Below are 13,621 nucleotides of genomic sequence, written 5' to 3'. Positions count from 1 at the left end.
CGGGGGCGGCGCTAAGTCGTTTCGATTCCGAGCTTTTTCAGGCGGTAGCGCAGCTGGCGCGGGGTCAGCCCGAGTTCCAGGGCGGCGCGGGTCTTGTTCCCGCGCGCCCGCTCGATCGCCCGCGCCAGGCGCTCTGCCTCGGAGGCGTGCACACGCTGGTAGGGGCGCACCGCGCTGGTGCAGTCTGCGCCGTAAGGGGGCGCCGGCGCGGCTTCGCGGGGCGCTGCCGACGAGGGCTCGGCGTGCGAGCCCAGGGGTTCACGCTCGAACGGACTGATGCGGGACTCTTCGTGGAGGATCTCGTCAATCAGCGGTGTGCCGATGCGGCCGTCGGTGGACAGCAGCACGGCCCGCTCGAGTACGTTCTCCAGTTGCCGGATATTGCCCGGCCAGTCGAAGGCCTCCAGGCGCTCCAGGACGCCGTCATCCACGACCACGTTCCAGCCGTGCAGGTGGGTGTAGCGGTCGAGGAAATGACGGGTGAGCAGGCGGATGTCGCTGGCGCGGTCGCGCAACGCCGGCATGTGCAGCGGGATGACGTTCAGGCGGTAGAACAGGTCGAGCCGGAACTCCCCGGCATTCACCGCGGCCTGCAGGTTCTGGTGGGTCGCGGCGATGATGCGCACGTCCACCGGGATATCGCGCGAACCGCCGATCGGCTGGACCACGCGCTCCTGCAGCACGCGCAGGATCTTCGATTGCAATGCCTCCGGCATGTCGCCGATCTCGTCCAGGAACAGCGTGCCGCCGTCGGCCAGGGCGATCTTGCCGGTCTTGGCGCTGGAGGCACCGGTGAAGGCGCCCTTTTCGTGGCCGAACAGTTCGGACTCCAGCAGGTCGGCCGGGATCGCGGCGCAGTTGATGGAGATGAACGGCTTGGCGCTGCGCTGGCTGATCCGGTGGATCATGCGCGCGATCTTTTCCTTCCCGGTGCCGGAGGCCCCGGTGACGAGGACGGTGGCCTGGGTGTCCGCGATGCGGTGGACCTGCTTCAGGACATGGCGCAGGGCCGGGCTCTCGCCGAGGATGCCGTATTGCCCGCCCTGGGTGTCCAGGGCGCTCTTCAGGTAGCGATTCTCGGACACCAGTTCGGCGGTGCGTTCGGCGATCAGCTGGTGAATGCGCAAGACCTGGCCGATCATGCTGGCGACCACCCGCAACAGGTTCAGGTCGTCCTGGAACTGGCGCGAGCGGCGGCGCAGGCGATGCACTCCGAGGACGCCGATGGCGTGTTCGTCCTGCACGATGGGGACGGCGATATAGGCGACGGTCTCCTGCGGCAGGGTGGAGCGGTCGATGGCGCGCGCGAGATATTCGGGCTCGTTGTCGATGTCCTGGATCAGGGCGATCTGGCCGGTCTTCATCACGCGCCCGGTGACGCCTTCGCCCAGGCTGTAGCTGCCGCGGTCGCGCTCGGCGTCGGTCAGGCCGTAGGCGTGGCGGATGCGTAGCTGTCCGCTGTTCGGGTCCGGCAGCAGGACGCGGCCGCGGTTGAGGCCCAGCAGCTGCGACATCATCCCGAGGATGCGGTAGATCGCGGCGTCCGGGTCGCCGGAGCGGCCCATGAGCTTGGCGACCTCCAGCAGCAGGGTGATCTCCTGCTCCCGCGTGGCGAGGTCGGGCGGGGTCGAATCGGATGCGTGTTGCGAGGCCATGGGTGGGGATATGCAGAAACCCTGCCAGTGCGCCCAAGGCGGTTTGTACAGGTCTGGCGCAGTAGCGGCGCGGTCCGTTTTGGTGCTGGTGCCTCGTGACGGGGCGGGGCGGCGCACCGTTGGCTTGCACGCGCCTTGCCCGATGGGGGGAAGGGCCCGGCCGGGGTGGCCGGGCCTATGGGGTCCTGCGGGCGGGGATTATCCCTCGGCGTGGTAGCTGCTGCGCTTGATCAGGCGCACGCAGATGGCGTCCAGCATGTAGCCGATGATGCCGATGACCAGCACGAAGGCGGCCAGTTTGTCGTACTCCAGGGTGTCGCGGGCATCGTTGATCGCGTAGCCCAGACCCGAGGTGACGCCGAGGTATTCCGCCGGGACCAGCACGATCCAGGCGACCCCCACGGCCAGGCGGATCCCGGCAAACACATCCTGCGCGATCGCGGGCATCACGATGTAGCGCAGGGTGTGGTACGGGTTGGCCCCCAGGTTGTTGCCCACCTTCAGCCACATCGGGTCAATGCGCTGTACCCCGTGGGCCGTGGCATAGGTGATGGGCCAGACGGCGGCAATGGCGATCAGGAAGATGATGGCCGCGTCCCAGGTGGCGAAGGCCAGCACCGCGATCGGCATCCAGGCCAGCGGCGAGATCATCCGCAGGAACTGGAACGGCACATGGGTGACCTGCTTCAGGGTCAGGAAGTAGCCGATCATTACCCCCAGCGGGACGCCGATGGCGATCGCATAGGCCAGACCCCAGCCCACGCGGTACAGGCTGGACTCGATCGGCTTCCAGACGTTGCCGGAGACGACAAGGTCCCAGAACGCCGCCAGCGTCGGCCCGGGGGCGAAGCTGGCAAAGGCCATCGTGTCCTCGTTGCTGGCGATGGCCCAGCCGCCCCAGTACCACAGGGCGAACAGGCCGGCGATCCCCAGCAATGGGTATTGCAGCGCCCGGCGTGTGCGGTCCGCGAACCGCAGGAGCGGCATCAACCGCTCTACGGTCGTGGGGTCGGCGGAGAGCGTGGCTTCGCGGTTCATAGGACCACCACCTCCTCGCGCGCGAACGGCGAATCCATGTCCACGCCCGGGGCATCCTGCCACGCGGTGTGGGTCTCCATCGCCTTGCGCACGAAGTCGTAGTTCACCAGGTCATCCTTCACGAACTCCGGGTCCAGGCCTTCGAGGAAAGTGGTATCGCCACCGACCAGGGTCTCGTTCATCGCGCCCACCAGCATTTTCGTGGCGGACGGGTACGGCCAGGGCGAGAAGTCGATGCGGCCGTTCTCCCACTCGGGGTGACGGATCGCGCCGCTGTCGGCGTAGGTGCTGTCGTCGTGGTAGTTCGTCATCGCGCGTTCCACCACGTTGGCGGGCATTGGCAGGTAGCCCTTGCCGTCACGCGAGAGCATCGTGGCGATGCTCTTTTTGTCCTCCTGGATGGTGCCCTGGGCGCGGACCACGGCGTTCATCACCTTCTGCGTCCACTCCGGTTCGCGGTCGGTCAGGCGTTCATTCATGCACACCACGCAGCAGGGATGGTTCTTCCAGATATCGCCGGTGAAGCGCAGCACGTTGCCACGGGCCAGCAATTCGCCGGCGGCGTTGAACGGCTCGGCGACGATGTAGGCATCGATGGAGCGCGCGGCCAGGGCCGGCGGCATGTCCGGCGGCGGCATGATCATCAGGTTGACCTCGTGCGCCTCCAGGGCCGAGCCCTGGTCGCGGATCACCGGAGTCAGGCCGGCGTCGCGCAGGGCCATCTGCATGACCACGTTGTGCATCGAGTACCAGTAGGGGACGGCCACGCTCTTGCCGCCCAGGTCGGAGAACGACTGCACGTCCACGTGGCGCCCGGTGACCACGGCGGAGCCGTTCGTGTGGGCCCAGGACATGATCTTGACCGGGAAGTCGTTCTGGTAGCGCATCCACAGGGGGATCGGCTTGAGCAGGTGCACCAGATTGAAACGATTGGCGGCGAAGGACTCGATCAGCGGCGACCAGCCGCGAATCAGGGTCGGGTCGGCGACCTCCAGGCCTTCGTCCTCGAAATAGCCCTCGGAGTGGGCGACCAGCAGCGCGGCGGCATCGGTGATCGGGATGTAGCCGATGCGCACGACGCCGTCGAAGTCACGGACGACGCCCTCGGGTTCCTCCAGGCTGCCCGGTTCGGCACCGAACAGCGAGCCGGGCAGGGCCAGCCCGGTCCCGGCCAGGCCGCCGACGGCGGCGGTGCGCAGGAAGTTGCGGCGGGAGAAGCTGCGATCCAGCAGGCTGTCCAGCTCGCGGTCGATGTCGTGGTGATTGTCGCAGTTGCACATGGCGGTGGTTCCTCGGTCAGGGTCGGGCAGTGGCGGCGGTGGATCAGGCAGCGCGTACGCGTGCCCGGGATTCGGATGTGGTCGGTTCGGTCGCCTGGCTTTCGTCTTCCGTGTCAGGCGAAGCGGTCTCGGACTCGGCGGCTTCCGGAGCGGTGCTGGGGCTTCGAGTGGCTCCGAAGTAGCCCATCAGTTCGGCCTTGCGGTCGACGAAGGCCTGGCTGTTGCGGTCGCGGGGGTGGTCGAGTTCGATGCTCAGCTCGGCGGTGATCGTGCCGGGGTTGGAGCCCATGACCAGCACGCGGTCGGCCATGGCCACGGCCTCCTCGATGTCGTGGGTGACGAACACCACGGAGATGCCGCGCTCGCGGGCCAGGCGGGTGACCTCGTCCTGCAGGGCGACCCGGGTGAAGGCGTCCAGGGCCGAGAAGGGTTCATCGAGCAGCAGCAGCTCGGGGTCGGTGGCCAGGCTGCGCGCCAGGGCGACACGCTGTTGCTGGCCGCCGGAGAGCGACTGCACGTTGACCTCGGCCTTGTCGGTCAGGCCGACGGTCTCCAGCAGCTGGTCGATGCGCTCGCGCATGTCGCGCTTGCGGCCCTGGAAGATCAGGCCCAGCGAGGCGTTCTTGCGCACGGTCATCCAGGGGTAGAGCGAGGGCTTCTGGAACATCATGTTCCAGCGCGGACTCGGCTTGATCACCTGGTGGCCGTTGATGCGCACGCAGCCGTCGCTGGGCATCAGCAACCCCGCGAGCATGTGCAGCAGGGTGGACTTGCCGCAGCCACTCTGGCCGATCAGGGCCACGGTCTCGCCGGGGGCGACGTTGACCTGGATGTCCTTCAGCGTGGGGGCTTCCTGCCCGGGATAGTGATGGGTGATGTAGTCGATGGAGATGGCGGCGCCCATGGCGTTTCCCTCTTGATCCTTCGTTCATGAGCCGCCGGGCGGATCGCTTCGGCGGCGCGTTCAGAAGGTTCCTTACAAGGGACGTGCCAAACCCGTCCTGATCCCCGGGATTTTCATCGTTGGCGGGTTCGAAACGGCGTGCTGACGCGAAATACCGGGAGGCAGGGTGGGTGCGCCGGCAAGCCGGGGCGATCCGGCGCGGGGCATGCGCAATGGACAATCCGGACAAAGCGGCCGATTCCGGGTGGACAAAGGGGACGAAATGGTCGTCGGGTGACGGGGCGATTCCGGAGCGACGTCCCGAAAACGGCCTTGTGGTGCGGTGTGCGCGATGTTGGCACGGCTTCTGCACCGGGATGGGCGACCCGGTCGAACGCCGGGGAACCACGAATCCCAACTGCGAGGAGTATCACCATGTCCGTAGCCGAAGCCACCACCTCCCTGACCGTCAACGGCCTGGAGCCGATCGACCAGGACGGCCTGAACGGCCTGGCCGCCAAGGGCAAGGCCAACCCCGAAAGCATCGTGACCCTGAAGGCCACCACGGTCTGCGAGGGCAAGTTCCGCAACCTGACCTACGTGCGCGATCTGGATGCCCACGTAATCGACGAGCCGCCGCACCTGCTCGGTGACGACACCGCGCCGAATCCCTCCGAGGCCGTTCTCGCCAGCCTGGGCGCCTGCCTGTCGGTGGGCATGCACGCCAACGCGATCGACCGCGGCATCACGCTGACCAAGCTCGAACTCACTCTGGAAGGGGATATCAACGTGACCGCCGTATGGGGCGTGGGCGACACCGACGTCAACAAGCACCTCGGTTTCTCCGACATCCGCGTGAAGGCGCACCTGGAAGGCGATGCCAGCGAGGAGCAGCTCAAGGACCTGGTGGCGCATGCCGACTTCTGGTCGCCGGTCGCCAACACCATGCGCAACCCGGTCAACGTCAGCGTCGAGCTGGCCTGAACCGGTTACTGGATCTTTACGGGAGTAAAACCCAATGCTCGAAACCCGCACTCAAGACGTGACGGGGGTGTCGCCGGCCGCAGGGCCGGCGGATGCCGACGCCGCGCTGCAGGCGCTGGTGGAACGCGACCTCGCGCCACTGACCGCCCGTATCGACCGCGAAGGCCTGTACCCCGAGGATTTTCTGCGCGAGGCTGGCCGCCTCGGCGCCTTCAACCGCCATCTTGCCAGCCAGAACGCCAGTGGCACCACCGACATTGCCAGCGCGATCCGCGCCACCGAGGTGATCTCGGCCGAATGCATGACCACCGGGTTCGTGGCCTGGTGCCAGAACGCCTGCGCCTGGTACGTGGAGAACAGCAGCTCGGACACACTCAAGCGCGAGGCGCTGCCGAAGCTGGCCAATGCCGAGGCGCTGGGCGCCACCGCGCTGTCCAACCCGATGAAATGGTTCGCCAACATCGAGGACCTGAAACTCTCCGCCGAACGCGTGGACGGGGGCTATGTGGTCTCCGGGTCGCTGCCCTGGGTGTCCAACCTGGGCGAGGATCACTACTTCGGCGCGATCTTCCGGACCACCGACGCGAACCCGCGCCCGGTGATGGCGCTGATCAACTGCGCCGACCCCGGCTTCAGCCTGACGGCCTGCCCCGAGTTCACGGCCCTGGAGGGGTCGCGCACCTTCGGTTGCCACTTCGACCGCGTATTCGTGCCCGATGCCCACGTGCTGGCCGACTCGCTCCCCGAGTACATCCGCCGGATCCGTCCGGGCTTCGTGCTGCTGCAGATGGGCATGGGGCTGGGGCTCATCGACGGCTGCCTGCGCACGATGCGCGAGGCCAACGAGACCCTGGGGCACGTAAACGGCTATCTCGACGACCAGGTCGGCGAACTGGAAGAGGCCCTGGAGGACGGGCGCGCGGCCTGTTATGCGCTGGCCGAGACGCCGTTCGACGAATCCGAGCGGTTCTTCGCGGACGTGCTGCAGATGCGCCTGACCGGGTCCGAGCTGTCCCTGCGCGCGTCGCAGTCGGCCCTGCTGCACTGCGGGGCGCGCGGATACAAGGCGGATGCGGCGGCCCAGCGCAAGCTGCGCGAGTCGTACTTTGTGGCCATCGTGACACCGGCCATCAAGCACCTGCGCAAGGAGCTTGCGCGCATCCACGCGCACTGAAACCACCACCCACGGTCGGGGCCCCCGGGCCCCGGGCCGAATCAAGGAATCGCCATGCTGGAAATCACTACCCGAATGGATCCCGAGGCGGCCGTCGACACCCTGAAGGCGGCGATCGATGCCCAGGGCCTGAAGCTGGTCTCGCATATCAATGGTCAGGCCAATGCCGCGAAGATCGGGGTCGAGGTGCCGACGGATCAGATCCTCGAGGTCTTTCACCCGAGCTACGCGGTGCGTGTCTGGGAGGCCTGCAAGCCTGCGGGCATCGACATCCCGTTGCGTATCCATGTGTCCGGTGATGGCGACATCCTGCGTATCAGCACGCGTTCCGCGCGGGAGGTGTTCGCGCCGTGGGCCAACCCCGACCTGGAGGCCATCGGATCCGAACTGGACCCGAAACTGCAGGCCATTCTCGACGCCGTGGAGGCCGCGTGATGAGTACCGAAACCGACGCATTCAAGCGCTATATCTGCAAGGTCTGCGGCTATATCTACGACGAGGCCAAGGGCGATCCGGATTCCGGCCTGGCGCCGGGGACCCGCTTCGAGGATATCCCCGACGACTGGTACTGCCCCGACTGCAACGTGACCAAGGCCGACTTCACCGCGCTGGAACCGCGCGCCGAAACGGCGGACGCGGGCGCCGCCGCGATGGCCTGGAGTGCCGGGAGCGGTATGGCCGACCCGGATGCGGTGGTGATCGTCGGTGGCGGTATGGCCGGCTGGGCCCTGGCCGAGGCCCTGCGCGAGCGGGATCCGCGGCGGACCATCCGCCTGCTGACGGCCGATTCGGGCGATTACTACACCAAGCCGCGGATCTCCAACGCCTTCGCGCGTGGCACCGCGATCGAGGACCTGGTCGAAGAGACCGGATCGGCGCGGGCGGCGCGGCTCGGGATCGACCTGATGCCCTTCGTGCGGGTGCTGGATATTCACCGTGCGCAGCAGCGCCTTATCACAGCGCGCGGGGGTGTGCCGTACGGCCAGCTGGTGCTGGCCACTGGCGCCCGGCCGCGCAGGATGGCGTTCCCGGGCGGCGCCGCGCCCCCCCTGGCCGTGAACACGCTGGAGGACTATCGGGCCCTGCGCGGGGCGCTGGAGGCCGGTGGCGGCGCGCCTGCTCATACCCGGGTGGCCATCATCGGGGCAGGTCTGGTGGGCTGCGAACTGGCGGACGACCTGGCGGCCGGTGGCCACCCCGTGCACCTCGTCGAATGTGCGTCGCAGCCGCTGGCCGGGCTGTTGCCCCGGTCGCTGGGCGATGACCTGCAGCAGGCACTCGCGAATCATGGCGTGCAGTGGCACACCGAGGCCACCGTCGAGCGCATCGAACCGGTAACGGATGCAACACGGCGCCTCGTGCTGGATGACGGAGCGACACTGGAGGCCGAGGTGGTGATCACCGCGCTGGGCCTGGAGCCCCAGCGCGAGCTGGCGGAGCGCGTGGGCCTGTCCTGCGATCGCGGGATCGAGGTGGATGCGCTGTTGCGCACCACCGATCCGGCGATCTTCGCCCTGGGCGATGGCTGCGAGTTCGAGGGCCGGCTGCGTCCGTACGTGGAGACCCTGCGCGGCCAGGCCGCGGCGCTGGCCCGGACCCTGTCGGGCGAGGCGACGGTCTACCGACCGGATGCCGGGGTCGTGCAGGTGAAGACGGGGAGCCTGCCGTTGAATGTCTGCCCGCCGCCGGTGGATACCGGGGAATGGGTGGAGATCAGCGCCGATGGAGACGGGCGCCACCTGGAGTTTCACGCCGACGGACGGCTCGCGGGCTTTGCCCTGTCGGGGCGCCACGCAAGGCGGGCCCGCGAACTGGAGACGCACCTGGGCAAGCCGGTGGTCGATCCCCGGGCCCGCCTGGCGTCCTGAGCGCTACCGGGCCGGCGGGGCCGGCCCGGAGCGGGTTCATATGACCCCGTCGAGCCGGAGGTAGCCGATCAGGAACAGGATGGCCAGCACCCCGGCCAGCACGTAGAGCCAGTTGGACAGCGTGGGGTTGTTGGGGCGGCTGAAGAAGGCCGCCCACAGCGCCAGCAGGATGAGGACGAAAAAGAAGAACAGGAAGCGCATGCGTCAGGCTCCTTCCGGGACGGCGTAGGGGAGATCGACCACCTCGGCCGTTGCACCATCCGGGGCACCCCAGCGCAGCTCGCCTTCCGCGGTGGCCACCTGCACGACCGCAAGGGCGGAATAGAGCCCGTCCGGGTGGAGTTCGGCCGCGACGATCTCGCCATCCGACTGCTCCGGCTTGCCGTCCGCGCGAAAGACCGGTGAGCCGGGTTGCGGCGGGGTCTGGGTATGGATGGCCAGGCGGAACATGCGCCGCTTGAGCTTGCCCAGGTAGTGCATGCGCGCCACCACCTCCTGCCCCGGGTAGCAGCCTTTCTCGAAACTGATCGCGCCGAGGGCGTGCAGGTTCAGCATCTGCGGGACGAACATCTCGGTGGTTTCCTCCACCACCGTGGGGACGCCGGCAAGGATGTCCAGCAGTGCCCAGTCACGCGGGCCCACCGGGGCCGCGTGGACGTTCAGGCTGTCCCAGGCGCGGCGCATGGCGTCAATCTCGCCGAACAGTTCGAAGCGCGGGTGCAGTCCGGGTACCCGGACGACGGTAACGCCATTCTTCTCGACCACCTCGTCCGGCGCGCCGGGACACACGCCCAGAGCATTGGTCAGCTCCTTCTCGGCATCCGGTCCGGAAAAGCCGAAGTGGATGCGGGAGTCCCCGGCGTGCTCGATGATCACGTTCGCGCGCAGCACGAACATCTGCAGGCGCTTGGCGACCGGCTCGATCCGGTCCGCCGGCATCTCGAGCAGGTAGCCGTCCGTCGTGCGCAGCACGCGGAACACGGCATAGGCCCGCCCCTTGGGGCTGGAGTAGCTGGAGAGCTGGCTGTGCTGGGCGTCCACCGCATGGATGTCATTGCCGAACTGCCCCTGCAGGAAGTCGGTGGCGTCATCGCCGCGCACCTCCAGCAGACCGCGGTGGGAGAGGTCGCAGATCACCTCGCCGTTGACGGCCATACGGCGCTCGCGCTCCGGGTTGCCGTAGTGCAGGAGGTCGTCCTCCTCGAACTCGGCGCCGGCGTCGATCAAGTGGTGTTTCCAGTCTTCGCGCATCGGGATTCTCCTGTGGCAGTGCTCGTCGCCGCGCGCCGCCGGACCGATTCGCCATCGGTGGCCGGGACGCCCGGAAAGGCAGCGCTGCACTGGATTGAGGTGGTAAGCTGAACCAAGCGGCTCGATAGTAGACGAACCTTTCACAGGGTGTCAGCCCTGGATTCTTTATCTTTGTTCAAGGGGGTGGCATGACTCGGCAGGGACGTCCCGTCTTTCTGGATTTGCGCAAGATCCGACTGCCGCTGAATGCCGTGGTCTCCATTCTGCACCGGATTACCGGCGTCTTCCTGATTCTGTCGATTCCCGTGCTGCTTTGGCTGCTGGACCGCTCCCTGGCCAGCCCCGCGGGCTTCGCACAGGTGATCGCGATCATCCACCATCCGCTCGGCCTGGCGGCGCTGGCGCTCGGGCTGTGGTGGCTGCTGCATCACCTGTTCGCCGGCATTCGCTACCTGCTGATGGAATTTGGTATCGGGGAGGATCGCGAGGGCTCGCTGCGCACGGCGCGTGATGCGCTGTACGCCGGCCTTCTGGCCACCGCGCTGGTTTGGCTGGGGCTGGTGCTGTGAAGTTGTTGAGCGGACAGCGCGCCTGGCTGCTGCAGCGCATCACGGCGGTCTATGTGGGCGTGTACGTAATTCTCGCCCTGGGGTTCTTCGTGCTGGCCGCGCCGGCGGACCATGCGGCCTGGCTGGCGGTGATGGGACACCCGGTGGTGGGGCTGCTGACAGCCGTGTTCGTGTTGCTGCTCTGGCTGCATGCGTGGATCGGCCTGCGCGACGTGGCGATGGACTACGTGCACGCCCCCGGTGCACGGCTTGTGGTGTTCGTGCTCGGTGGCGGCGGGTTGCTCCTGACGGGCCTGTGGGCGTTATTCATTCTGATTCGAGCGGGGCTTGCATGAAGGGACTGGCATGAACGTGGCACGGCGCAAATTCGACGCCCTGATCATCGGCGCCGGCGGCGCGGGCCTGCGCGCCGCGCTGCAGCTGTCCAACGGCGATGCCCAGGTCGCGGTGGTCTCCAAGGTGTTTCCCACGCGCTCGCACACGGTGGCCGCGCAGGGCGGGGTGAACGCCGCGCTGGCCAACGTGCTGCCGGACTCCTGGCACTGGCACATGTTCGACACCGTGAAGGGGTCGGACTACCTGGGCGATCAGGACGCAATCGAATACATGTGCCGCGCCGCGCCCAAGGTGGTCTACGAGCTGGACCACTTCGGCGTGCCGTTCTCGCGCCTGGACAACGGCAATATCTACCAGCGCGCATTCGGCGGGCAGAGCCAGAACTTCGGCCAGGACCAGGCGGCGCGCACCTGTGCGGCGGCTGACCGCACCGGGCACGCCATTCTGCACTCGCTGTACCAGCAGAACCTGCGCGCGCGTACGCACTTTTTCGACGAGTACTTCGCGGTGGACCTGCTGCGCGACGAGCAGGGCTTCGTGCTCGGGGTGCTGGCCTTCGAGATCCTGACCGGCGAGCCGATCGTGATCGAGGCGAAGACCACGCTGATCGCCACCGGCGGGGCGGGGCAGTTGTTCCGCACCACCACCAACGCCCTGATCAATACCGGCGACGGTATGGCGATGGCCCTGCGCGCCGGGGTGCCGCTGGAGGACATGGAGTTCGTGCAGTTCCACCCGACCGGGATCGCCGGGCGCGGCATGCTGATTACCGAGGGCGCGCGCGGCGAGGGCGGGTTCCTGATCAACTCCGAGGGCGAGCGCTTCATGGAGCGCTACGCCCCGCGGGCCAAGGACCTGGCCTCGCGCGACGTGGTCAGCCGCTCCATCGCCACCGAGGTGCGCGAGGGCCGCGGCTGCGGGCGCAACGCGGACCATGTGCTGCTGGATCTGCGCCATCTGGGCGCGGACACGATCATGCAGCGTCTGCCGGGCATCCGCGAGACGAGCATCACCTTCCTCGGGGTGGATCCGATCGAGGCGCCGATCCCGATCTTTCCGACCTGTCACTACAGCATGGGCGGGATCCCGACCAACCGCTTCGGCCAGGTGGTGGCGCCGGTCAAGGACACCCCGGAGGACCCGGTGCCGGGGCTGTACGCGGCCGGGGAGGCCGCCTGTGTCTCGGTGCATGGCGCCAACCGCCTGGGCGGTAACTCGCTGCTGGATATCCTGGTGTTCGGGCGCGCAGCGGCGAACCACATCCTCGAGTACCTGGCCGAGAACCGCTACCACCGCCCGCTGGACGAGACGGCCGTGGAACAGGCGATGGCGCGACTGACGCGCTGGGATCGCAAGGACCCGGGCGACGGCTCCGCCGAGCAGGTCGAACCGCTCAAGCGCGAACTGCGCAAGGTGATGGAGGACCACTGCTCGGTATTCCGCAGCGACCAGGTGATGCGCGAGGGGGTGGAGAAGGTCCGCGCGCTGCGCGAGCGCCTGAACCATGCAGTGATCGCGGACCACTCCGCCACCTTCAACACCGCACGGGTGGAGGCGATGGAGCTGGAGAACCTGATGGACTGCGCGATCGCGACCATCCGCTCCGCGCTGGGGCGCGAGGAGAGCCGCGGGGCACATTCGCGCATCGACTTCCCCGAGCGCGACGACCAGCACTGGCTCAAGCACAGCCTGTACTCGCTGGCGGACGACAGCCTCGACTACAAGCCGGTGCGCACCCAGCCGAACACCGTGGCCTCGTTCCCGCCGAAGGAGCGCGTGTACTGATGGCCTGTCGGGAATGCAACGCTCTGCGGGATGCGGTTCGCGCCGCGAACCGCATCAGCAGGCGCTGAAGGAAGGTACGGATGGAATTCTCGATCTACCGCTTCAATCCTGAGACGGATACGCTGCCGAAGATGCAGCGCTTCACCCTGCCCGACGACCAGGTCGAGCCGGGGATGATGCTGCTGGATGCGCTGCTGTTGCTGAAGGAGCAGGACGATTCCCTGGGCTTTCGCCGCTCCTGTCAGCACGGGGTCTGCGGCTCCGACGGCATGAACATCAACGGAATGAACGGTCTGGCTTGCATCACGCCGCTGGCGGATCTGGAGGCGCCGGTCACGCTGCGCCCGTTCCCGGGGATGCCGGTGATCCGCGACCTGATCGTGGACATGGGCAACTTCTGGGACCAGTACCGCAAGGCCGAGCCCTGGCTGGTCAACGAGAGCCCGGAGCCCGAGGTCGAGCGCAAGCAGAGCCCGGAGGATCGTGACCAGCTGGATGGTCTGTACGAATGCATCCTGTGCGGCTGCTGTTCCGCCGCCTGTCCGTCGTACTGGTGGAATCCGGACAAGTTCCTCGGCCCGGCCGCATTGCTGCAGGCCGCGCGTTTTATCCAGGACAGCCGCGACGAGGCCACCGATCACCGCCTGGCCGAGCTGGACGATGCCTGGAAACTCTACCGCTGCCACACGATCATGAACTGCACGCAGGTCTGCCCGAAGGGCCTGAACCCGAGCCGGGCCATCAGCGACATCCGCCGCACCATGCTGAGAAAGTCGCTGTGAGTGGATGGATGCCCAA

General features: G+C 67.5%; 14 protein-coding genes. 8 read left to right on the top strand and 6 right to left on the bottom strand.

The genetic code is table 11. The features are described from left to right. Window positions 1-11: 11 nt before the first annotated feature. From D105_RS0106065 to D105_RS0106050, 4 genes are all read right to left on the bottom strand, one after another. On the bottom strand, window positions 12-1,655 hold the full coding sequence (locus D105_RS0106065) for a sigma-54-dependent Fis family transcriptional regulator (protein ID WP_018877847.1): 1,644 nt from the start codon (window positions 1,653-1,655) through the stop codon (window positions 12-14). A gap of 198 nt (window positions 1,656-1,853) precedes the next feature. Next, window positions 1,854-2,693: an ABC transporter permease gene (locus D105_RS0106060; RefSeq protein WP_018877846.1), complete on the bottom strand. Its 840-nt coding sequence runs from the start codon at window positions 2,691-2,693 to the stop codon at window positions 1,854-1,856. Next, entirely contained in the window at window positions 2,690-3,973 is a 1,284-nt protein-coding gene (locus tag D105_RS0106055) for an ABC transporter substrate-binding protein (protein WP_018877845.1), read from the bottom strand. Before D105_RS0106055 ends, D105_RS0106060 begins: the two co-directional genes overlap by 4 nt. A 43-nt stretch (window positions 3,974-4,016) precedes the next feature. Next, the gene (locus tag D105_RS0106050; RefSeq protein ID WP_018877844.1) at window positions 4,017-4,877 is read right to left on the bottom strand and encodes an ABC transporter ATP-binding protein; all 861 of its coding nucleotides are present in this window, start codon (window positions 4,875-4,877) and stop codon (window positions 4,017-4,019) included. Window positions 4,878-5,291: 414 nt separating this feature from the next. On the opposite strand from D105_RS0106050, the gene D105_RS0106045 reads away from it, so the two are divergent. Genes D105_RS0106045 through D105_RS0106030 form a run of 4 tightly spaced genes read left to right on the top strand, consistent with a single transcriptional unit; the run spans window position 5,292 to window position 8,882 of the window. Continuing rightward, entirely contained in the window at window positions 5,292-5,840 is a 549-nt protein-coding gene (locus D105_RS0106045) for an OsmC family protein (RefSeq protein ID WP_018867299.1), read from the top strand. Between the two features lie 34 nt (window positions 5,841-5,874). Continuing rightward, window positions 5,875-7,014, top strand: a complete 1,140-nt coding sequence (locus D105_RS0106040) for an acyl-CoA dehydrogenase family protein (protein WP_018877843.1) — start codon at window positions 5,875-5,877, stop codon at window positions 7,012-7,014. 54 nt (window positions 7,015-7,068) lie between these two features. Continuing rightward, window positions 7,069-7,449 carry a DUF302 domain-containing protein gene (locus tag D105_RS0106035; RefSeq protein WP_018876837.1) on the top strand — a complete coding sequence of 127 codons (381 nt, stop codon included), beginning with the start codon at window positions 7,069-7,071 and terminating at the stop codon, window positions 7,447-7,449. Then, on the top strand, window positions 7,449-8,882 hold the full coding sequence (locus tag D105_RS0106030) for an FAD-dependent oxidoreductase (protein WP_018877842.1): 1,434 nt from the start codon (window positions 7,449-7,451) through the stop codon (window positions 8,880-8,882). Before D105_RS0106035 ends, D105_RS0106030 begins: the two co-directional genes overlap by 1 nt. Window positions 8,883-8,918: 36 nt before the next feature. On the opposite strand, the gene D105_RS15190 is transcribed toward D105_RS0106030, so the two are convergent. Both D105_RS15190 and D105_RS0106020 read right to left on the bottom strand, forming a co-directional pair. After that, on the bottom strand, window positions 8,919-9,083 hold the full coding sequence (locus tag D105_RS15190; RefSeq protein WP_018877841.1) for a hypothetical protein: 165 nt from the start codon (window positions 9,081-9,083) through the stop codon (window positions 8,919-8,921). A gap of 3 nt (window positions 9,084-9,086) precedes the next feature. Continuing rightward, window positions 9,087-10,133 carry a folate-binding protein YgfZ gene (locus D105_RS0106020; RefSeq protein ID WP_018877840.1) on the bottom strand — a complete coding sequence of 349 codons (1,047 nt, stop codon included), beginning with the start codon at window positions 10,131-10,133 and terminating at the stop codon, window positions 9,087-9,089. Window positions 10,134-10,321: 188 nt separating this feature from the next. Between D105_RS0106020 and sdhC the strand changes: the two genes are divergently transcribed. From sdhC to D105_RS0106000, 4 genes are all read left to right on the top strand, one after another. Then, on the top strand, window positions 10,322-10,702 hold the full coding sequence (gene sdhC, locus D105_RS0106015; protein ID WP_018867304.1) for a succinate dehydrogenase, cytochrome b556 subunit: 381 nt from the start codon (window positions 10,322-10,324) through the stop codon (window positions 10,700-10,702). Then, complete coding sequence (sdhD, locus tag D105_RS0106010; protein ID WP_018867305.1) at window positions 10,699-11,037, top strand: succinate dehydrogenase, hydrophobic membrane anchor protein; 339 nt, start codon at window positions 10,699-10,701, stop codon at window positions 11,035-11,037. The genes sdhC and sdhD overlap by 4 nt, the downstream gene beginning before the upstream one ends. Window positions 11,038-11,047: 10 nt before the next feature. Beyond that, complete coding sequence (gene sdhA, locus D105_RS0106005; protein WP_018877839.1) at window positions 11,048-12,823, top strand: succinate dehydrogenase flavoprotein subunit; 1,776 nt, start codon at window positions 11,048-11,050, stop codon at window positions 12,821-12,823. A gap of 80 nt (window positions 12,824-12,903) precedes the next feature. Next, window positions 12,904-13,605: a succinate dehydrogenase iron-sulfur subunit gene (locus D105_RS0106000; RefSeq protein WP_018877838.1), complete on the top strand. Its 702-nt coding sequence runs from the start codon at window positions 12,904-12,906 to the stop codon at window positions 13,603-13,605. The last annotated feature ends 16 nt before the right edge of the window (window positions 13,606-13,621 follow it).

This window comes from Thioalkalivibrio sp. ALE28, from assembly GCF_000377425.1.
In the GTDB taxonomy this organism is placed as follows: domain Bacteria; phylum Pseudomonadota; class Gammaproteobacteria; order Ectothiorhodospirales; family Ectothiorhodospiraceae; genus Thioalkalivibrio.
This window is presented reverse-complemented; position numbering and strand designations above follow the sequence as displayed.